This is a genomic window from Nostoc sp. (assembly GCF_036917755.1).
GTDB lineage: Bacteria > Cyanobacteriota > Cyanobacteriia > Cyanobacteriales > Nostocaceae > Nostoc.
The window spans coordinates 15829-37864 of record NZ_JBALFC010000016.1; the positions used below are offsets into that span (position 1 = coordinate 15829).

Consider the following 22036-nt stretch of genomic DNA (forward strand, 5'->3'; position numbering starts at 1 on the left):
AACGAGGTTTGAAAGGGTTTTAGCTTAAGTTGACACCAATGTTTCTTCTCTCCCACTCTCAAAATCCCAAAATCCCAAATTCATATCAGGAAAAACCATGCCAAACATATTGAATGGAAAGGTTCAAACCCAAATCTATGAGGTAGAACCGGGTGAGGAAATTTTAAGGGAGCAAACACCAGCTAAATCAACTGATGATTGGGCTTACGTGACCAAGGATTTACTTGATAGCTTGCCCCAAGTTTGGACAAGGGGATTGCTATATTTTTTAGTGGTGTTTGTGTCGATCATTTTACCTTGGGCGATGCTATCTAAGGTGGATGAAACGGGGACGGCAAGAGGGCGGCTTGAGCCAAAGGGAAAGACGGTTAGGCTGGATGCTGCTGTGGCAGGTACTGTTGCTGAAATTCGGGTAAAGGAAGGTGATTCAGTTAAAGCTGGGCAGACTTTATTGGTGTTGGAATCGGAATTAGTTAAGGCGGAATTAGGGCAGGCACAGGATAAGTTAGAGGGACAATTAAATCGACTTTCTCAGTTAAATTCATCTAAAAGTCAGTTAGTTGTATCTTTGACAACTCAACAGCAACAAAATCAATCTCAACAGTTAGAAAAGCAGTCTCAAGTTGATCAAGCACAACAGAATCTGAATGCTCTTAAGAATTCCTATGATTTACAAAAAGACGAAAAATTGGCTCAAGTCAATCAAGCACGGCAGACTCTTGAGCATAGTCAAACTGCTAATAAGTTAATAAACAGTATTTTGGTGAGTAGCGAACGAGAAGTCAAACGCTATCGCAGTCTTTGGCAGTCAGGCGTTATTTCAGAAACTTATGTTGTGGAGAAGCAAGACATAGCTAAAGAAAAGCAACAGTTATATGAACAAAATAAATCAGATATTCAGCAGGCTAAACTACGTTTGGTAGAACAACAGAGTAGTTATGAGCGGACTATTCGGCAAGCAAATGCAGATATTGAACAGGCACAGTTGCGACTTAAAGAACAACAAAGGAGTTATCAGACTTTAATTCGTTCTGGTAAACTGGCTGGGCTACAAATTGAAGAACAACAAAAGAATTTGGAGACAGAAATTACTACGCTTCAGGCAGAAATTGCTCAAAATAAGAGTCAGATTGTCTCGTTAAAATTTCAGTTGGGACAACGAAAGTTAAGAGCCACTGTGAATGGTAAAGTATTTCAGTTACCGATACAACGGGCTGGGTCTGTAGTGCAGCCAGGAACTATGATTGCAGAGATTTCACCCCAAGGTTCGCCTTTAATAATTCGGGCACAAATCGCAACTACAGAAAGTGGCTCTTTACGGACGGGATTACCAGTCAAAATCAAATTTGATGCTTATCCTTTTCAGGATTATGGAGTTATATCAGGTGAATTAATTAAGATTTCTCCTACTACTACCGAGATAGATACCCCTAATGGAAAAGTGGCAGTTTATAACTTAGATATTGCCCTAAAAGAAAATTGTATTCGCTCGGCTAATAAATGTATTGCCTTGCATCCTGGAGATACGGCAACGGCAGAGATAATTGTGCGCCAGCGTCGGATTATTGATTTTCTGCTTGATCCATTTAAGCAGTTGCAGCAGGGCGGTGTGAAATTATAGCGCGAGCGATCGCGTTATATATTCCTAAACCTAACCCCCTAACCGGGCGAAAAGCTCCCCTCTGGGCGAAAAACATTTAATGTCGTCTATCTACTAAGGAAAAACATCATGTTACAAACTATCACTATTACCAACGAAGATATTCTTTCTGAAGTCAAGCTATCTTGTAAAATTCCTGAGTTTGTTGAGGGGATTGTTACCCGCAAGGTTATTGAAAATGTCGCAGTTCAGCTGGGGATCAAAGTAGAGACAGAGGAACTTCAGATAGCAGCAGACCAAATCCGGTTAATCAACAAACTCAATAGTGCTGATGATACCTGGGCGTGGTTGGAAAAACATAGTCTTTCCATAGATGATTATGAAGAAATTGTCTATACCACCGTCATTTCTGGGAAGTTAGCCGCTCATTTGTTTGCAGATAAAGTTGAACCCTATTTCTTGCAACACCAGCTAGATTATGCCGGTGTGGTCATGTATGAGGTTTTTCTGGATGATGAAGACTTGGCGATAGAACTCTTTTATGCAATTAAGCAAGGTGAAATGAGTTTTTATGATGTTGCTCACAAATACATCCAGGATACGGAATTACGTCGCAAAGGGGGATATCGGGGGATAGTGCGTCGCCAAGAGCTAAAGCCGGAAATTTCTGCTGCTGTCTTTGCTGCCAAGCCTCTCCAACTTCTCAAACCTATAGTGACATCTTCGGGAGTATATCTGATTTTGGTAGAGGAGATTATTCAAGGGGAATTGGATAATGCCCTATACCAAAAAATTGCTTCAAATTTGTTTTCTGAATGGCTAAAGGAACAGATTTCTAAAGTTGATGTTGTTAAGCAGTTATAGCGGTTCTCGCTTGAGTAGGTACTGAACCCCTCCCCGCAAGCGAGGCTACCGTGTACACACAAGTCGAAAATTCCCTATCCCAATTGAATCTACAACCCACAAATCAAAACCTCACCCTCGCTTTACCCAAGGGTAAATCTTTCCCTCTCCTTACTAAGGAGAGGGACAGGTTTTGCGTAGCAGAACCAGGGTGAGGTTTTTCAAGATTTTTGGATAATTCGATGACTTGTGTATACACCGTAGCCCCGCAAGCGAGGAGCTTGCTCTGATGTACCTCATGTGATTAGGAAACACTATAAGCTCTAATTCCAAAGCCTAAGCTTAAAGGATGTTTTAAAAGTCCTCTTGTCGGTAACAAAACGTTTTAGATCCCCCTAAATCCCCCTTTTTAAGGGGGACTTTGATTCCGGTTCCCTCTTTTTAAGGGGAGCCAGTGCGTTGGGCGGCTCCGCCGACTTGAAGCACCTGGCGTGGGCTAGGGGGGATCAATAAGTGCCTATAGACACTACTTCTGTGGAATATCATGCTATCCAAATTATCCCACTTTTGATGTGTTCTGGTGTACGCAGTTCATGATGGCTACTTATTTAACCTATCAGAGATGTAGTAGCTCAGAGACGACATTAAAAGACAAAACTACTATATTAATGTCCCTAAAAATAGTATCAGGATTCAGGTCATGCGAAAATCGCTCAAACTATTGTCAGATAACAGGTTGTAAAAAAGTAGTCATCAAATATTCACTTTTTGAATGTAATACCCAACTAGAAAGAAGGGATAAGACGTAGTAAAGCTCTATCCCCCTATAATTTACTACCAAAAAAATATTTTAATTTAGAGACATAAAAGCTTTAGTTGTGTCTATAAAAGCGGTTTAGAAAGCTTGATTTTCAAGGTTTATTCAATAACAATGAAATCAAGGATTAAACAAAACAAAGTTTAATTCTCTAACGTACAAGTTGCTCAACTTATTTTTTGAAGGAAAAACATCATGGCTTCCATTAAAATTTCTGAATTACGTCCTGCTGGTTCTGAATTGTTCCAAGATTCTGAAAGCTTTCTTCAAGAACTAGGCGCTCAAGAAATGGGGATCACAGGTGGATTCACCGCTGCTAACTCAATAGCAAACACCTTAGGTAATAGTAGTGTAGTTGTAGCAACAAGAAACGCCAACAGTGTCAATGCTAATACCTTCGGTAACGCAAATACAGTCGTTGTATAATCGTTAATCAAATCAAGGATTAAACTTGCTTTTGTTTAATCCTTGTTAGGCACTAATGAAAGTTGCTCAAATTATTTTTGTTGAAGGAGAAATATCATGGCTTCCATTAAAATTTCTGAATTACGTCCCGTTGGTTCTGAATTGTTCCAAGATTCTGAAAGCTTTCTTCAAGAACTAGGCGCTCAAGAAATGGGGATCACAGGTGGATTCACCATCGCCAACTCAATAGCAAACACCGCAGCTAATAGTAGTGTAGTTGTAGCAACAAGAAACGCCAACAGTGTCAATGCTAATACCGTCGGTAACGTAAATACAGTTTTTGCTGTATAATACTAATAGTTAATCAAATCAAGGATTAAATAAAACTAAGTTTAATCCTTGTTAGGCACTTACAAAAAAATGCCCAGCCGTCGCTTTTGACCAGAGGGCAAAATCGCCAAAATACTTGGGTTTTGCAACCAACAATATCATTGAAAGGGCTGGGCATATTATTTTTTGGATCTTCCTTACAGAAATTGCTAATTATATACACCCTAATACCGAATTTGTATTAACTAAAACTTTTTGGCATTTTCAACTATTAAATACTTAACTTATTGAAGTATGGCATTTTCTTTGAGTTCCCAAAATATTTTTGATTATCTAATCAAGTATGGTTTCTGTACGCCAGAAGAACAGGCTCACACCAAGATTGAACCGAAATCCGCCAAAAATTTTAATTTATTGCTAAATTTCCCAAACGCCCGTAAACTCCTAGTTAAGCAAGAACCTCTCAATCAAGAAGGAAAACCAGCGTGTGAATTCTTACGAGAATGGCAAATTCAGGAATTTGTTCAGAAATTCCCAGAATTAAGTCAGTTACGTAACTGGATATCAGAGGGCGTTCATTTTAATCCAGATGATTCCATTATTATTTTTAATTACCTAGACAATTATCAGGATGTAATGGCTTTTTATGGAAAAGAAAACATTTTTCCTACAAAGATCGCCTCTACTATCGGTACAAATATAGCGAGCATCCATCGCCTGACTTTTAACCATCAAGATTATCAAGATTTTTTCTCTTCATCCTTGGAAAATCAAGCCAGCAGTCTAGTTCCCTATTTAGTTAAAAAGCTGGGACGAATTAGCCCAGAAATTTTTGGTTCTGTTCCTGCTGATGGACTGAAATTCTTTTCCTTGTATCAACGATATGACAGTTTAGGTGAAGCCATAGCCGAACTGGGAAATTCTTTAAAACCCAGTTGTTTAACACACAATGACCTGAAATTGAATAATATCCTTTTGGGTGATGATTGGGAACAAGGTATTGGCAACAGCACGATAAGATTAATTGATTGGGAAAGGTGTAGTTGGGGAGATCCAGCTTTTGATTTAGGTACACTCATTGGTAGCTATTTGCATATCTGGTTGGCTAGCATGATTACCAGCAAAACCATGAGTATCGATGAATCTTTGCGGATGGCGACGACACCCTTGGAGATAATCCAACCTTCTATTGCTGCTTTAGCGATCACATATTTAAATCACTTTCCAGAAATCTTACAGCATCGTCCTGACTTTTTACAGCGAGTTGTACAGTTTGCTGGTTGGAATTTGATTATCGCTATTCAATCAACCCTGCAATACCAAAAATCTTTTGGTAACACGGGTATCTGTATGCTGCAAGTGGCTAAGTCTTTATTATGCCGTCCAGAAGCATCGATTCCGACAATTTTTGGGATGCAAGCATCAGAACTTACAGCGTCGAGAGCTTCGCTTCAATAGATAGCAGAATGGCTAATGATTAATGAAGGCAAAAAAAGTCGATTGTCCCAAAGTCGATTCTGAATACTTCTTCGACTATATAAAGACAGCTAACTCTCTTAATACATCCGTCTGATTTCTACCACTGTAGTCGTAATATTCCTTAAGGAATTGTGTCTCCTATATGTGGTATCTTAATTGGCGGTGGGAGCATCAAATCCACAAGCTTATCTCCCCTTAATTAAAGGCAAGCACCTATGCAACTACTAGATCCGTTGCCAATGCAATTAGCAGCTATTCCAGAGTCATTGCAGGATTCATTGCAAGATATCGTTAATAAAATTCAGATAAAATCCAGATTTTGTATTAGCCATCCCGACTATAAACCCCTCGAAGTACCAGATGAGACACTCTCACGCTTTCAGGAATTGCCCTCAGATGTACAAGATAAATATTTAAAGGCCCAACTATCTAATTTTATCTACGGTATTTATTACAACGGCTCCTTAAAAAGTGCTTTAGCACTTGATGGGGAGACAACAAATTTAGCAGTTAATCAAAATTTAGAAAATAACACCTTTCTAGGCGTGGATATAGTGTTTTATAATCGCCTCCATGAAAGCAACAAGGGTGAAGGCTACTTTAGTCCCAATTGGCTGGTGGTGAAAGAAGAATCAGATGGTGCCTTAGCAGTAAACAACGGTGGTTTGACTCTGCATATTGAACGCAGTAAACATTTACAACCGCAAGACGAAGCTGTGACTGTGGGGAATCCAGTTGCGATCAAACTGCCCAAGAATTTGGTGCAAAACGGTTTTTACATAGCAGTTAGTAATGCAGGTTCTCACAGTGGTGAAGATATAGTCCGAGTTTATTTCAACTTAACTACTGATGGTGCAGTTGCAGTCATGGAAAGCTTGACTACCCAACTTAATGCCATCGGACTGCCTTTCAACTTTAAAGCGTTATACAACCCTTCAGATTATGGGCGTCATGACTCTGGGGTGCTTTACTTTGACAAAAACAACTATGAAGCTGTCCATCCAGTACTAGAAAAGGTGTATGCAGAACACCAATCCCATTTTCTGCCAGAAGTGCCTTTATTTACTAAACTTATCGCACCTGGGTTAGCGATCGCTGAAGAACCAGACCAAAAATTTGGTGAAAAAGAAAGCTTTGGGATGAATCGCTGTCAAATTATAACCAATGGTTTGATAGAAGCTTGGCAGCAAGAGGATGATTCGCCAGAAGGTCGAATGGCATCGATTTTGGCACAATTCTCCGCACTGGAAATTGACCTGCAACGTCCTTACCTCAATGCCAAATCTGATGATATTTACCCAGCTTTAAAGTTATGAAAATTACTAATCTTGCTCCTGATATTCAGACTCCTGATTTTCAGCCGCAGTTAACAGCCGCCGAGGAACTTGCCCTGGCTAATAGTAGATTTGCCCAATCAGATTTACCTTTTTATCGCAAACTTGGACGGACTGACTTAACTGTTAGTTGTTTAGGGCTGGGAGGTGGGGGTCACATCTCCAGTGAAGATACTCTTTACGCCTTCGACCAAGGCATCAACTTTTTTTTCTACTCCAGCGACTTACATCAATATCTTTATAGTTCCATGCGTCCCGCGCTCCGCCAATTATGCGGACGCGGTTCCTCAATGCGTGAGAAGGTAGTTCTGGCAACTGTCAGTTACATGATTAGAACTCCAGACACAGCATTCACCTATTTGTACGATCAATTTATCGACCTGGGTATTGACTACATTGATGTGTTTTTCTGGGGCTGGATTGACGAGCATAATCATCCTGCTTTTGAGAAGTGTATCAGTGCCTCTGATGATATCCGTGGTCGGGGGTCAGTAACTCAGCGCCAAATAGAAAGAGTGTTTGGTGTTTCCGAAAAGATGAAAGAAATGGGTGTGGTGCGCTATATTGGTGCTTCTTTTCACGACCACGATTTAGCAAAACAGTGGTTAAATAGCCCTTTATTGGATGTTGCGATGGTGAGGCATAACGTAGCACATCGTACAGCCCAAAGAAAGGTTTTCCCCCATTTGGATGCCAACGATCCCCATCGACCAGGGATTGTCACCTTTAAGTCAGCAGGTATGCTTGGTGCCCTCTGGGAACCCCCGGCTGGTTTACCAAATGGATGCTGGCAACCTTCAGTCCCAGATTTATATCGCTATTCTTTAAGTCAAAACTCTGTTGATGTTGCCTTAGCAGGTTGGCAAACTCGTGAACATGTAGATGCAGCAATTCAGGCTGTGCAAAAGGGCAAATTTACTCCTGAAGAAATCGACTACCTCAATCTGTATGGTGACTTGCATCGCAACCGCATCAAACCTCACGAAATTCCTACAGAACGTTTGCTTGTTGGCAGATAGAAATAACAATCTTACTTAAATATCATCAAGCCATGACAGAACAATTAGAACAAACTCTAACACTCAAGGTTTTAAGCAACGAACCAATACAAGCCCATCCAGCAACCGATGCAGAAATTTTGACATATTTGCGTCATTCTGCTAGGTTTGCAGAAATAGCGATCGCTGCTGAACGTGAGGCATTAGTTTTAGCCAACTGCAACCAGTTAGGAATTGAAATATCTGATGATGAATGGCAAGCTGCTGGCGATGCTTTTCGCTTAGAACACAAGTTATGGGGAAATACAGAAACTAGTGCATGGCTGGAGGAGCAACGTATTAGTGTAGAGGAGTGGTCGCAAGGAATTAAAGTGGCGCTGTTGGAGAACAAGCTTAAAGAACATCTGTTCGGTGCAACAGTAGACGGCGCTTATATTTCTAACCGCGACAACTACAGACGGGTGGCGCTATCGCAAATTCTGGTTACTGATCTGGCAACTGCTTGGAAAATCGTGCAAATGCTACGCGAAGGACAAGCTTCTTTCTGTGCTTTGGCTTTGGAATATTCTAAGGGTAAGCAGTCGCAAGAAAATGGCGGCTTTGTCGGAATTCGCTATTTAGTAGAACTGATACCGGAAATTGCCGAACCTCTTACCAAAGCTAAGGAAAGTGAAATTATTGGCCCTGTGCAAACAAAAGTGGGATATCACGTTCTGAGAGTGGAAAAGTGGTTCCCCATAGAATTGAATCAAGCAGTGAGAGAACAAATTATGGACTCGTTGTTTCAAGGGTGGTTGCAAAATTTGAAAAATGTTTAATTTAGCTAGAGCAGAAGAAGCCCCACGTCTCACCCTGTACTCAGGGGAGCGTGGGATGAATTCTGAGCAATGAGGAATTGACTTTCCGTGTGATAGTGAACGTAGTTCACTGGGCAATGTTGGTCGATGACGAATTGCCTATCTCTGAAGTTGGTAATGAATCAATGAGTTCTTCAATCACTTGGGTCATAGTCTTGTCAGCGCGAACTGCATACAATCGTACTTTATTGAGCCTACGCTCACTAATCCGTATCTTTAATTCTTTGTTCTTCATTTGTTCCCCCATTGTTCCCTCGTTCATGTTAACATAATGAGATGAGGATGAGGTAAACAAATGAGGACTGCATAGCAATACAAGCTAAGACCAACAAAACAACAAGCCATTGAAATAGACAGATGGCTGTCTATGTTATGCGCTCAATATAACTACTTGTTGGCTGATAGATTTGATTGGTATGAGCGTAATCGTTCACCGATTAACACTTGCCCTCTTGTCTGCCATATACCAGAATTGCGTGTCACTCTTATGGCTTCTTAACCCACGGAGGTGGGTTTTGTCTGTATAGCCGCGACTTCTAGTCGCCCGGCGAGTAATAAATTAGACTTTTCAAACAACCGTTTAGGGGCAATTCATGAATTGCCCCTACAGCGTGTAATTTTGCGTCAGTCCTATTTGAAATTATTCAGTTTCAATTCTCAAAACACCTGCTTCTTTTTCGATGCGGTCTAGAGCTTTCTTCGCCCGAAAAATAATTCTCAAATAAGCCAACTGACTATTCCAAGCTGAACGAGGTAATAGGATTGTTTGAGAGTCAGGAATAGTCGTATTTTCTGAAGCGATAGAGTCAGTAGAGATATTATTCATAGAAATAGTATTTTGCAGTTTTTAATTACTAGAACCAGCTAAAGATGATGCTAGATTTGGTTCTTCTTGCCAATTTTCTGGCCATTGAATGCGATCGCTAGTAAAGTGAAGGCGATCGTTTTCTGGCCAAGGGGCAGTTATCGGTTCTTCAATTAGCCCAAACTCCCCATTGTCAAAAGGGTTCCCATCCGCCCGACGCTGAAGAAAAACTCGCTCTCGAATACCGCCTTTTTCCTGAGTGAGGGTGCGATGATGACAATAAGGATTATTGCCTCTCTTATCAAAGAAAACATGAGCAGTCCAACTGCAACCACCTCGACAGAGTTCTGCAAATTCACAAGTCTTGCAAAAACCCCATAAGTGTGATGTTCCTTTCGGAGTATCAGCTCCGAGATTAAACCGTAGTTCTTCAGTTTCTTCAATAATTGTTCGCAGTGAATAGTCGCGGATGTTACCGCCAGTGTATGCTGTGGTCGGCAGTGAGGGACAACCTTTGATAGCACCATCGGCTTCGATGCCTAAAGAAGACAATCCAGCATTGCACCCCTGCCAAAAAGTCCAAGCATCCCCTCCTCCCCGCAACATCCGTTCATAAGGCCCGTAATAGCCAATATTATTTCCTGGTTGTAGCTGCACCCCTTCTCGCTTTGCGCGTTGGGCAACACGAGCAATCATCGGATATACATCTAGTAGTTCATAAGGTTGCAGCAGAATTTCACTATTATCTGCGGCATTCCCCATTGGTACAGTCAACTGAATTTGCCAAGCGAAAATGCCAGCATCGCGCAGATGTTCGTAAATTCGCGGGAATTCTGGCGCGGAAAGACGATTGATTTGAGTATTGCAACCGAAGCGAATACCAGCTTGTTTGAGATTGCTCATGGTCTTAAACGCCCATTGCCAAGAGCCTTGTCTACCACGGAGGCGATCGTGAGTTGCTTCTAAGCCATCAACCGATACAGATACCACACTAATTCCAGCTTCCTTCATCCGGTGTGCTGTCTCCAGAGTAATCCCATAACCTCCAGTGGTCATACCGCAAAGCATTCCAGAAGAAGTAATTGCTTGGGCAATCTCTAGCCAATCAGGACGCAGAAACGCTTCACCACCAATTATGGTTACTTCAGTGATTCCCACTTCCGCCATTTGTCTAACTAAATCAAGGGCTTCTGCTGTAGAAAGTTCCTTCGCCCTTGCATGACCAGCACGAGAACCGCAGTGCTGACAAGCTAGATTACACTTTAATGTAATTTCCCAAACTGCATAACTAATTCGGCGATAAGTCATTAAAATACCTCAATTAATTTCTTGAGAAAAGGACGAATATATCCCCATCCGTCCCCATAAACCTAAACTGTTATCTAAGCATCTGACTGAATAACTCCATACGCAAGCTGGTAACCAGGTGGCTTATGCGGACAATCAATAGGTGACAAAACAGAAAGTCCATATAGCGGCCGTAGTATAATAGTAGACTTCCCAGTAATTGATGAAGCCCCACCAAAAACGGCTTCTAGTTCTTTTTCATTTAAATCCTTGAGTTCACCCTCGCCAGCAGTTGACTCCAACAATTGAGCCGTATATTCTTCAAACTCATCCTCGGTGAAATCGTAGCCAGCGTCTTTGACAACTTGGCTACATTCATCTTTACTTGTCACTCCTTGTATTTGATTGCGGAAAGCTTCATCACTTGCTAGCCTTGCATAAAAAGCTTGAACATTTTTTACAGACATGATTTCCTCCCGAAATTACTTAAACACAATGGATTACTGAGCAACAACCCCATACAGTGGCTGAACAACTCCATACAGTGGCTGTGGCTTAGGCGATCGCCACCACCACTTAAGACATGATGGCTGTGCGTCGTATTTTCCAGTAAACCCGCCAAAAACGGTTTCTAATTCTTTTTCATCTAAATCCCTGAGTTCACCCTCACTTGTACTTGACTCCAATAATTGAGTTGTATATTCTTCAAACTCTTCCTGAGTGAAATCATAGCCAGCATCATTAACTATTCGGCTAGCTTCATCTTTACTTGGAATATCTTGAAGTTGAGCGCGGAAGGTTTCATCATTTGCCACTCTTATATAAAAGGCTTGAACATTTTCTATAGACATGATTTCCTCCTAAAATTATTTAACTACAGACCTAGCTTTGCTTAATCAAAAATCGGTGTTGCCACCTCAATTGCTAGCTCAGATGCGTTGTAGTTATCTGTAATAACTTGCGGACAACGCATACAAGCTGCCTTACCTTCTTGCTGCCACCACCGACAATCTCGGCGTATGGAACAGGGTGGTAGTTCTTCTGCTACTATAGGGAACTTTTCTACAATTCGCATTGCTAGACGACAATCTTGCCCATCAAAATGCTGACAACCTTTAGTAGCACAAGGTGCCGCCGTCCGAAAAATTTCGGCAGGTGTAATTGGACTAGCTTTTGCTATTAGTTGATCCGTGATCGGTTGGGGTTTTTTGAGATAAGTTACACGGGGTTCTTTCACTGTTCCACCGACTACCCCAAAGACAACACTATCCACAGATTCGGGTCTAGCACTGGGACAAAGTGTAGGTTTATCAGCAGCAAATTCTTCCATCAATTGAGTCTCCAAGGAAGAGAACCTTTATGACAAAATGATTTGATTTGGATATCGATCTGCTATTATGATTCCTGTCAAAATAGGGGGGTTAATAAATTTACTAGTTGTTCCACCTGCAACGTTTTTCATTTCCTCGTCAGACAAAGCATCTTCTGAATCTAAACCTTGGTTCCGTCGTTCCACGGCATTTTTGACAGCATCATCAATTAGATCGTTAATTTCAAGTTGACCGTTATGCTTTCTTTCCATGTTGATTTTCCTCTGAATATTGACATTTTTAGGCTTAAAGACTGAATCAAATTGCCTAATGTATGTCCTCATTTTAGGAAAAAGGAAAGCGACTAACTCTATTGTTAAGATTCTAAACTAGACATAAATAAAACTTTTATGTCCCTAAAGCATGATTTTTTAAATACCCTATTTTTGGGGAGGGACATATATTCGGTTAATCAAGCTATATACTCTTGTATACTAATGTAAATTGAATATTTCGAGTAATTAATTATGACCATTGACTATAATATTTATGTCCCAAAATTATTGCCAACTGGCAGGCAATGTCTAATGAAAATACGCTCCACATAAACTCCTAAGAGATTATCTGATTTATAAAATGTCAATATGCCAAGCAAAATTTAGCGTTTATGCGCTAGATGCTCATACTGTCACTACTCCTGACTCACAACTTCTTGCTTGATAAATAAAGCCCGATAAACAGGTTCACCCTTTTTTTGCGTACCTATTTCCCGTTCTGTGGGGACTGGTAAGGGATTTTCGGCTAACCATTCTTCTGTACCAACTCTTTGAAAAGCTGGATTTTCAGCAAAGCGATCGCGCATTTCCACCGCGACAAATTCCATATCTGATTGCAGAAATACAACTCCACCAACCGCAAGATAATTAGCTAATTCTGCCACTAGTTCAGGTTGGACTACACGGCGTTTCGCGTGGCGGGTTTTAAACCAAGGATCGGGGAATTGAATTGTAACGCGTTGTAAACTTTCTGGAGGGAGAGAAGATAAAAGCGATCGCAGTGAGTTATTCACATTGCAAAATAAGTAGTGCAGATTTGTTAAAGCCAACTCAGAACATAACTTATTCGCCTCCACCACCAGAGGTTCCCGAATTTCCAAGCCGAGATAATTCCAGTTGGGTTCTATCTGGGCCATATTCACCAAAAACTGTCCCTTAGCGCAGCCAATATCTAAATGTAGCGGTTGATTTGGCTTTGCATAAATCTTTTCCCAGTCAAGGGGACTTGCTGGTGTTTGATACTTTTTGCCAAGTGGATTAACATGCTGACGGACTCGGACTGCTGCCAAAATTTGCTCTCCTTTATGTGAAAATATCCTGTGGTGTCACAAACGTTTGAAATTGTACTCAATTCGGAAGCGATCGCGCCCTGTAGACTAAAGATTATTCAGTTAACTACCCACACTTCTCTCGCTTGTAAGTGTGGGCTTCTGATTTCATCAACAACAGCCTTTCTAGGTTGAGGTTTATTGATCTTACGTTGTCAACGCTCATTCGCGCAGTATGTCTTAGACAAGACTCGCTATTGACACAGCAAGAACGGCGTTCCCTGCGATCGCGCTTTATCCCCTGACTCATTTATTAGCAAGCTGGTAAATTTGTGGGTGCGATCGCTAAAACCTGCGGTAGCGGTGGAAGACCGAATTTAGCCTAACCCGGCGGACGCGATGCAAGTAAATTGCCACAAGCATTGGAACAAGCGCAAAGTGAGTTAAAGTCCATGTTAGCTTAATTATAGTTTTTTGTAGGTTAGGCAAGAAAATCTGAAAAAGTTTGTAGTTTGTAGGATGGGTTAGGCAAAGCCGTAACCCATCGCTTATTTTTTGTTGAATGCAGATAAAAGATAATAATTACTGGTTTTGCTTCACTTAATCTGATTTGATATTTATTATGGATATATAAAAATGAAACTGCAAGAAAATTCTGTAAGATGGGCTTTAAACCATGTAGTTAACTATAGTGATACTGATTTATTTCCTAAACCTGTTGAATTTGACATTATTCAGGAAATTGAAAATGAAGCAATTAATAGGTTTAAAGACATAGACTTAGGAAACTATCAACATAATCCTTCAAGAAGATTTATAGTACCCAAGGATGAAATTTCATACAGGACAGCAACACAACTAGATCCTTTGGATAATATTTTATTGACAGCAATTATTTACGAATTTGGACAATTGATCGAAAATCGTAGAATATTAATATCTGAAAATAAAGTATTTGGTTATAGATTTGCGCCCCAAAATGATTGGAGTTTATATAATCCAAGTGTTTCTTGGTTACAGTATTGGGAAAATTGTAAAAATAAGATATCAGACTATAAATATGCAGTTTCCTTAGATATAGCAGATTTTTACAATCAAATATATCACCATAATATTGAAAATCAATTAATCCAATCTGGATTTCCTAATCAAGTCAAAAAATGGTTAATGAATCTCCTAGAAAGCGTGACAGCAAAAGTCTCTAGAGGAATTCCTATTGGACCACATGCTACACACTTATTAGGAGAGCTTTCATTAGTTCCTGTAGATAACAGCTTATCTTTGAAAGGCTTAGATTTTTGTCGTTTTGTAGACGATATTATTATATTTTGTAACACTCGGCAAGAAGCAAAAATTATTATTTATCAGATGGCAGAAATCCTTGACAGGCAACAAAGGCTAATACTACAGAGACATAAAACAAAAATATATACAGCAGATGAATTAAACCAGCATTGTATATCAATGACTAAAGACCAGCCAATCAATAGTGATGAAGAAAATATTATAAATATAATAAAAATGTATTCATCAAGCAATCCATACACAAGTATAAATATTACAAAACTGTCAGATCCACAATTATACTTTTTTTCCAAACATTTTGTTACTCAAATATTATCTGAGTATTTGAATAGTGATGAACCAAATTATACACGTCTCAGATGGTTTTTAAGAAGACTTTCGCAAGTAGGTATTCCGTCAGGGGTGGAATTTTGTATTGATAATATTGATATTCTAACACCAGCAATTAGTGATATATGCCACTACTTAATAACAGTAAACAATAGTTATAATGTTGATTGGAAAATATTAGGAAGTAAGATTTTTCAGGTTTTAAATAGTGATTTGATAAAATCAAATGAATATTTTCAAATTTCTCTTATGAGCCTTTTTGCCAGAAACGCATCACTAAATAACGCGAGTCAACTTATTGCTTTATATCAAAACTCTCCATCAAGTTTGAGACGAGAAATTTTATTAAGCGCTTATTCTCAAAATATGGGTGACTGGATTCGAGAGCTTAAGGAAAGTTATCCTAGTATGGATGTCTGGTGTAAACGTGCATTTATTATCGCATCAACATCTCTACCTGTAGAAGAGAGAAAATTCTTTTTGGATTATGTAAAAGATTATAATTTGTTGAATGAATTATTGATAAAATGGGCAAAGTCAAAATAAAAAAGAGTGAATCAAGATGTGCCTTCTGCAAAAGGCGATCAGATAAATCAAAGCCATTCGTGTACTGCAAAGCAGAACTATGAAGAGTAGGGTAGCAGCTTGTCCTCAGACATGGGACTAAAATTGAGTCAAGCAATGTACTATCCCCACACCATCACACAAAAATACTCAAATCCAGAGACTCACAGTTGACGAGATATAAAACCCAATCAATCATCAGTTGAATCATCAATCATTTCCGGTACTAAAGCTGGGTTACTTTTACGTTCTTCTGGTGATTGCTCCCGAATAACATCGTCGATTCTAGCAGGATGTTTGATTTTGTCCAGTACCTCTGGGCTTAGTTGCGTTGGATCGCCTTCTGGATTCGACTTTTCAGCTTGACTAGGAACTGTTTCCTTATTCATCACTATTTCCCTAAACTTATACCCCAAGCTTAACTTCTTCTAGAGTGAATACACACTATCTTGGGACTTAATTTCACACAGCAGTGGTAAGAAAGACGTCACCGAACAGCCCGCCCTTAGACATCGCTCTTTGTAGACTAAAGATGATTTACTAAACTAAATAACCTATACCATAAAAAGCGTAAATATTTAGTACTTTCCGTTTCACTCAATTAGGAAATAAGCAGTGTTACCAAACAAGCCCCCCGCTAACAATGAAACTCAACGCTGGACATTTGCTCAACTTTTTGGACTGGTAAAGCGTAATCCCCTAATGATTTCGCAGTGGGTAATCCTCTGGGTACTTGTGGGGACTGCTGGTGGTCTATTTGCGGCGTTGTACTGGAATGTTTTAGAGTTTTTAACTCACAGACTCCAGCGATTTGAGGGTTTTAGCCTGCTGATAGTGATGCCACTTAGCGGTTTATTTATCGGTCTGGTGATTCATTTTTTGGGAAATCCCGGTGAAATCGCCGTGATTGTTGATAATATCCATTTTCGTGGCGGACGCCTAGATGTTCGCAAAAATCCCTCAATGATTCTTGCTTCTCTAATTAGCATATCGGCAGGCGGTAGTGCTGGCCCAGAAGCACCACTGGTACAGGTAACAGGTTCTTTTGGTACTTGGGTTGCCGATCGCTTAAAACTCCAAGGTGAAGACCTCAGAACTATGAGTTTAGCAGCGATGGCGGCTGGGTTCACTGCCTTGTTTGGCGCACCTCTTGGCGGTGCAATGTTCGCCCTGGAGATTTTGCACCATCAGCATATTGTGGAATATTACGAAGCCTTAATGCCAGCCATTGTTTCGAGTTGCGCTAGTTATGTGGTGTTTGCAGCAATTACACACTTGGGAATTGCCCCTACTTGGCATTTTCCTCAGTATCACCTAGAAAAGATTGATGATTTTGCGATCGCAATCATCTTCGGAATTATCGGGGCGGCGGCGGGATGGATTTTTATGGGCATTTTTCGGGGCTGCGATGCCATTTGGCAAGCCATTTCACGTCTACCTATCTTTGCCCTGATTCCCCTCCCCATTTATGTACGCACAACACTAGCAGGATTGGGACTTGGCACTTTAGCAGTTTTATTACCCCTCACGCGTTACTTTGGACATGAAGAGTTAGATTCAGTCCTCACTACTAGCTTTGGTGCTGTTTTTCTCTTAACTCTAGCTGTTGGTAAAATGGCTGCCATTAGCATTACGGTAACAGGTGGCTGGCGCGGTGGATTCATCATTCCCCTGTTTTTCACTGGTGCTTGTATTGGTAAAGCAGTAGTAGTCTTAATTCCGGGACTTAATCCAGCCCTTGCCATGATTTGTACAATGGCGGCCGTGAATGCAGCCGTAACCCGCACACCTATAAGTACGACTTTGCTACTATCAAAACTGACTAACTTGAGTCCCTTTACGCCAATCCTTTTTGCCAGTTTGATTGGATTTTTTCTTGCCCCGAAAGTTCCCCTGATCGCATCTCAACTCAAATCCGAAAGAGAAGCTACCAATCAAACAAGTGCCTGAGTTAGCTGCCCAGGCATAAAAAAGCAATATATGCTAAGATTGTATCAAATTATAGCAATTATTCAAGAGCAATTTAGAATAATTTTGCGCTTTGTTGAGTAAAAAAGCTAAAATCTACGATTTTTGGAGATTTTTAGGTTATGACAACCTCACAGGAGAGGATTATCCCGATAGACTTGCGAACCGAAATGTCGCAGTCTTATCTGGAATACGCCATGAGCGTGATAGTGGGTCGGGCGTTGCCAGATGCCAGGGATGGTCTAAAACCTGTGCATCGTCGCATTCTCTACGCAATGCACGAGCTAGGTCTGCTCCACGATCGCCCCTTTAAGAAATGCGCCCGTGTGGTGGGGGAAGTATTAGGTAAATATCACCCCCACGGCGACACGGCAGTGTATGACGCCTTGGTGCGGATGGCACAGGATTTTTCGATGCGATCGCCCCTAGTTAACGGGCATGGTAACTTCGGTTCGGTAGACAACGATCCGCCAGCCGCAATGCGATACACCGAATGCCGCTTGCAAGCTTTAACTAGTGCTGGTCTACTGCACGACATCGAATTAGAAACTGTAGACTTTGCCGATAACTTTGACGGTTCCCAGCAAGAACCCACAGTTTTACCAGCCCGGATTCCGCAGTTATTGCTCAACGGTTCTTCTGGAATTGCCGTGGGCATGGCCACCAACATTCCCCCCCACAATTTGGGCGAATTGATTGATGCTTTGGTAGCTGTGATCCACAATCCAGAAATCACCGATCTGGAATTAATGGAGTATGTCCACGGCCCAGACTTTCCGACTGGGGCGCAGATTTTGGGGACATCTGCGATTCGAGAAGCTTACACTACCGGGCGTGGTTCCATTACCATGCGTGGTGTAGCTAACATTGAAACCGTTGAACAGCGCGGACGCCCAGATAGAGAAGCAATTATCATCACCGAATTGCCCTATCAAACCAACAAAGCGGCGCTGATTGAAAAAATCGCCGAAATGGTGAACGAGAAGCGTCTAGAAGGCATCGCAGACATCCGGGATGAAAGCGATCGCGACGGGATGCGAGTTGTGATCGAACTCAAGCGTGATGCTTATCCCCGCGTCGTTCTGAACAACCTCTACAAGCAAACGCCACTGCAAGCCAACTTTGGGGCGAATATGCTGGCGTTGGTGAATAGCGAACCCCAAGTACTCACCCTCAAGCAGTTCTTAAGCGTCTTCTTGGATTTCCGGATCGAATCCATTGCCAGACGCACCCGTTACGAACTGCGGAAAGCGGAGGAACGCGACCATCTCCTGCAAGGGTTATTAATTGCCCTGTCCCAGTTAGATCCAATTATCGTCTTGATTCGCCATGCACCAGATGCGCCCACAGCTAAAGGCGAATTAATCACAACTTACGGACTTTCGGAAGTGCAAGCAGATGCGATTTTGCAGATGCAATTGCGGCGGTTGACTGCCTTAGAAGCAGACAAAATTCGTCTGGAACACGATGAATTGCAAGCCAAGATTACCGACTTGCAAGATATTTTGGCACGTCGGGAGAGAGTGCTAGAAATCATTGAAACCGAAGTCGCGCAACTAAAAACAAGCTTTGCCACACCTCGCCGCACGGTGATTTTACCAGGGGAAGGGGAACTAGATGACCGTGACCTAATTGCTAATGAAAAAGCGATCATTTTGGTTACAGAGCAAGGTTACATCAAACGGATGCCAGTCAACACCTTTGAGGCGCAAAGCCGTGCTACCAGAGGTAAAGCCGCAGCTAAAGTGAAAGATGATGATACCGTTGAGCATTTCTTAACTTGCTGCGATCACGACAGTATTTTATTCTTTAGCCAGCGTGGTGTCGTTTACTGCCTGAGAGCATATCAAATTCCAGTGAGTTCGCGTACCAGTCGCGGGACACCAATTGTTCAAATGCTACCCATTCCCAAAGAGGAAAAAATCACCTCGATTGTACCGGTTGACGAGTTTAGCAACCAAGAATATTTGGTTATGCTCACCAAAGGCGGCAATATCAAGAAAACCGAATTGGCAGCGTTTAGTCATATTCGCGCCAATGGCTTGATTGCGATTTCCTTAGAAGAAGGCGACCAACTCCGGTGGGTGCGACGCGCTAAAGCCGAAGACAGCGTAATCATTGGTTCTCGTAACGGAATGGCGATTCACTTCCGGTGCAACCACGAACAATTGCGTCCTTTAAGTAGGGCGACTCGTGGGGTGAAAGCCATGAAACTGAAAAATAAAGATGAACTGGTAGGTATGGATATTCTCCCCGCAGCAGTTCTTGCCACTTTGGATACAGAAATAGAAGTCGAAATTGAAGATATCGAAATTATCGAAGCAGTCGAAACAGAAGATATCGAAATTATCGAAACTAATGAAGAATCCGCAGAAGTACCTAGCAACGGCAGTATTGGCCCTTGGGTATTAGTAATTACAATGGCAGGATATGGTAAGCGCGTACCAGTTGCCCAGTTCCGACTGCAAAATCGTGCTGGTCAGGGTTTAATGGCAACTAAGTTCAAAAATCGCAAAAACAAAGACAAGCTGGCAACCCTACGCATTGTAAACGACGATGACGATGAAATGATGATGGTGACAAATCGCGGTATTATCATCCGTCAAGCCTTGAATGCGATTTCTATCCAATCGCGATCGGCAACTGGAGTCAGAGTGCAGCGTTTAGATGAAGATGACGCGATTACCGGAGTGGCAATAGTTCCACCTGATGCTGTCGATGCAGAAGAAGCTGAATAAAAAGCAGAGGGAGAGGTTAACCGCCTTACTCCCTTATTTAATTGCCTTAGCTAGCGGCATTTCTATGGGGCTAACCGTCGCCCCTGTTGGCGCATGGTTCCTAGCTTGGGTTGCTCTAGTTCCCTTATGGGTATTGGTTGTTAGTTCTAACTCAATCCAAAATCCAAGTTGCGCTGGAAGCGCACCAAAGGTGCGACTCAAAATCCAAAATGGCTTCGCCTGGGGTATCGGTTATCACGGTGTCGCCCTATTTTGGATTACGGGAATTCATCCAATGACTTGGTTGGGCGTTCCGTGGTTGCCGAGTTTGGCAATCACCCTTTTTTGTTGGGGATTTATCAGCCTCTTGGGAGGGATATTCGTTGCTATTTGGGCGGCTGTGATGGTTCGCCTAGCCGGACAAAAACCGTGGTTACGTATACTGATTGGTACAGCCGTCTGGTGCGGCTTAGAGAGTCTGTGGAGTGCCGGGCCTCTGTGGTGGAGTTCTCTGGCTTACACACAAAGTCCGCATAATCTCGTGATTTTACACCTCGGTCAACTCTCTGGGCCTAATACTGTGACGGCTGCGATCGCAGCCGTCAATGGGTTAATTGCAGAAGGATGGACGAACCGCAGAGACGCAGCGGAAAGTCTGAGCGCCGGCTTCCGGCGATCAGAACTTTCCAAGACAGAGGGCGCAGAGAGAATTTCCTTTGCGCCTCTGTGGTTTGTTAATAAATACTTTGCTATTGCCATAGGATTATTAATTAGCTTACACCTGATTGGTTTTATCTTATATGGCCGTCCGATCGCTCAACCGCCAGAAGCAGCCTTGAAAGTGGGGATTGTTCAGGGTAATATCCCGAACCGACTTTTACGAAGTTCTGAAGGGTTTCGTCGCGCCCAAGAAAATTACACTAGTGGATATATAACTTTAGCAGACCAAGGTGTAGATGCAGTCCTCACGCCAGAAGGAGCCTTACCTATTTTCCAGCGTGACTTGATGGGAACTGCCTTAGTCGCAGCCGTGAAACTAAAAGGTGTAGTTGCTTGGATTGGGGCTTTTGGCGAACGGGGAGACAGTTATACAATTAGCTTGTTTACTTTCAATAGTAAAGGTGAAATTGTTAGCCGCTATGATAAAGCCAAACTAGTACCTCTGGGAGAATATATTCCTTTTGAAGGAATTTTAGGCGGAATAGTTAAGCGCTTGTCGCCTTTGGATGCACACCAAGTTCCCGGTTCAGCAAATCAGCTATTTGACACCCCTTTTGGTCGGGCGATCGCTAGTATATGTTACGAATCTGCTTTTCCTGAGCAATTTCGCCGTCAAGCTGCGGCGGGTGGGCAATTTATCCTCAGTTCTTCCAACGATGCCCATTACACTGCGTCTATGCCATTCCAGCATCATGCACAGGATATGATGCGGGCAATTGAAACTGATCGATGGTCAGCACGGGCAACTAATACCGGATATTCAGCCTTTGTAGATCCTCACGGTAGAACCTTGTGGATATCTGGATATAATACCTACGAAACTCATGCTGAAACTATTTATCGGCGACAGACAAAGACTTTATATGTGCGTTGGGGTGATTGGTTGACACCGTTGTTATTGATATCTTCTGGAGAAGCTTGGCTAGTGATTCAACTGAAGGATACAAACAAAATAAACAAAAACCTCACCCTGTCCTGACAGACATCCCTCTCCTTAACAAGGAGAGGGACAGGTTTTGCATAGCAAAACCAGGGTGAGGTTC

General features: G+C 41.9%; 20 protein-coding genes and 1 pseudogene. 13 read left to right on the top strand and 8 right to left on the bottom strand.

The window, feature by feature from the left end:
• The first annotated feature begins 97 nt into the window (after positions 1–97).
• The 9 genes and pseudogenes from V7L05_RS05480 to V7L05_RS05520 all read left to right on the top strand — a co-directional run.
• Positions 98–1621, top strand: a complete 1524-nt coding sequence (locus V7L05_RS05480) for an HlyD family efflux transporter periplasmic adaptor subunit (protein ID WP_335162540.1) — start codon at positions 98–100, stop codon at positions 1619–1621.
• A 108-nt stretch (positions 1622–1729) separates the two neighbouring features.
• Positions 1730–2464 (top strand): peptidylprolyl isomerase, encoded by a 735-nt coding sequence (locus V7L05_RS05485; protein ID WP_335162542.1) that lies wholly within the window; start codon positions 1730–1732, stop codon positions 2462–2464.
• A 991-nt stretch (positions 2465–3455) separates the two neighbouring features.
• The gene (locus V7L05_RS05490) at positions 3456–3686 is read left to right on the top strand and encodes a hypothetical protein (RefSeq protein ID WP_335162544.1); all 231 of its coding nucleotides are present in this window, start codon (positions 3456–3458) and stop codon (positions 3684–3686) included.
• A 96-nt stretch (positions 3687–3782) separates the two neighbouring features.
• The gene (locus V7L05_RS05495) at positions 3783–4016 is read left to right on the top strand and encodes a hypothetical protein (RefSeq protein WP_335162546.1); all 234 of its coding nucleotides are present in this window, start codon (positions 3783–3785) and stop codon (positions 4014–4016) included.
• A gap of 273 nt (positions 4017–4289) precedes the next feature.
• Complete coding sequence (locus V7L05_RS05500; RefSeq protein ID WP_335162548.1) at positions 4290–5453, top strand: phosphotransferase; 1164 nt, start codon at positions 4290–4292, stop codon at positions 5451–5453.
• A 236-nt stretch (positions 5454–5689) separates the two neighbouring features.
• The gene (locus V7L05_RS05505; RefSeq protein WP_335162551.1) at positions 5690–6790 is read left to right on the top strand and encodes a T3SS effector HopA1 family protein; all 1101 of its coding nucleotides are present in this window, start codon (positions 5690–5692) and stop codon (positions 6788–6790) included.
• Entirely contained in the window at positions 6787–7827 is a 1041-nt protein-coding gene (locus tag V7L05_RS05510; RefSeq protein WP_335162553.1) for an aldo/keto reductase, read from the top strand. The genes V7L05_RS05505 and V7L05_RS05510 overlap by 4 nt, the downstream gene beginning before the upstream one ends.
• Positions 7828–7859: 32 nt before the next feature.
• The gene (locus tag V7L05_RS05515) at positions 7860–8624 is read left to right on the top strand and encodes a peptidylprolyl isomerase (protein ID WP_335162555.1); all 765 of its coding nucleotides are present in this window, start codon (positions 7860–7862) and stop codon (positions 8622–8624) included.
• Between the two features lie 334 nt (positions 8625–8958).
• Positions 8959–9141, top strand: a pseudogene (locus V7L05_RS05520) (helix-turn-helix domain-containing protein); the annotation flags it as partial.
• 162 nt (positions 9142–9303) lie between these two features.
• On the opposite strand, the gene V7L05_RS05525 reads toward V7L05_RS05520, so the two are convergent.
• From V7L05_RS05525 to trmB, 7 genes are all read right to left on the bottom strand, one after another.
• A complete protein-coding gene (locus tag V7L05_RS05525) occupies positions 9304–9489 on the bottom strand; it encodes a hypothetical protein (RefSeq protein WP_335162557.1) in 186 nt (61 codons plus the stop codon).
• A 21-nt stretch (positions 9490–9510) separates the two neighbouring features.
• Complete coding sequence (locus V7L05_RS05530; RefSeq protein WP_335162559.1) at positions 9511–10776, bottom strand: nif11-class peptide radical SAM maturase 3; 1266 nt, start codon at positions 10774–10776, stop codon at positions 9511–9513.
• Between the two features lie 74 nt (positions 10777–10850).
• Positions 10851–11222, bottom strand: a complete 372-nt coding sequence (locus tag V7L05_RS05535; protein WP_335162560.1) for a Nif11-like leader peptide family natural product precursor — start codon at positions 11220–11222, stop codon at positions 10851–10853.
• A gap of 33 nt (positions 11223–11255) precedes the next feature.
• Positions 11256–11606 (bottom strand): Nif11-like leader peptide family natural product precursor, encoded by a 351-nt coding sequence (locus V7L05_RS05540; protein ID WP_335162562.1) that lies wholly within the window; start codon positions 11604–11606, stop codon positions 11256–11258.
• A gap of 41 nt (positions 11607–11647) precedes the next feature.
• On the bottom strand, positions 11648–12085 hold the full coding sequence (locus V7L05_RS05545) for a nitrogen fixation protein (protein ID WP_335162564.1): 438 nt from the start codon (positions 12083–12085) through the stop codon (positions 11648–11650).
• Between the two features lie 27 nt (positions 12086–12112).
• Entirely contained in the window at positions 12113–12337 is a 225-nt protein-coding gene (locus tag V7L05_RS05550; RefSeq protein ID WP_335162565.1) for a hypothetical protein, read from the bottom strand.
• Between the two features lie 419 nt (positions 12338–12756).
• Entirely contained in the window at positions 12757–13410 is a 654-nt protein-coding gene (gene trmB / locus V7L05_RS05555) for a tRNA (guanosine(46)-N7)-methyltransferase TrmB (protein WP_335162567.1), read from the bottom strand.
• A gap of 615 nt (positions 13411–14025) precedes the next feature.
• On the opposite strand from trmB, the gene V7L05_RS05560 reads away from it, so the two are divergent.
• Entirely contained in the window at positions 14026–15570 is a 1545-nt protein-coding gene (locus tag V7L05_RS05560) for an RNA-directed DNA polymerase (RefSeq protein ID WP_335162569.1), read from the top strand.
• A 209-nt stretch (positions 15571–15779) separates the two neighbouring features.
• Here the strand turns inward: V7L05_RS05560 and V7L05_RS05565 are convergent, their stop codons facing one another.
• A complete protein-coding gene (locus V7L05_RS05565; protein WP_335162571.1) occupies positions 15780–15977 on the bottom strand; it encodes a hypothetical protein in 198 nt (65 codons plus the stop codon).
• 226 nt (positions 15978–16203) lie between these two features.
• Between V7L05_RS05565 and V7L05_RS05570 the strand changes: the two genes are divergently transcribed.
• The 3 genes from V7L05_RS05570 (at position 16204) to lnt (ending at position 21972) form a co-directional block, all read left to right on the top strand.
• A complete protein-coding gene (locus V7L05_RS05570) occupies positions 16204–17538 on the top strand; it encodes a chloride channel protein (protein ID WP_335162573.1) in 1335 nt (444 codons plus the stop codon).
• Between the two features lie 140 nt (positions 17539–17678).
• Complete coding sequence (gene gyrA / locus V7L05_RS05575) at positions 17679–20294, top strand: DNA topoisomerase (ATP-hydrolyzing) subunit A (protein WP_335162574.1); 2616 nt, start codon at positions 17679–17681, stop codon at positions 20292–20294.
• Positions 20275–21972 carry an apolipoprotein N-acyltransferase gene (gene lnt, locus V7L05_RS05580; RefSeq protein ID WP_335162630.1) on the top strand — a complete coding sequence of 566 codons (1698 nt, stop codon included), beginning with the start codon at positions 20275–20277 and terminating at the stop codon, positions 21970–21972. The genes gyrA and lnt overlap by 20 nt, the downstream gene beginning before the upstream one ends.
• The last annotated feature ends 64 nt before the right edge of the window (positions 21973–22036 follow it).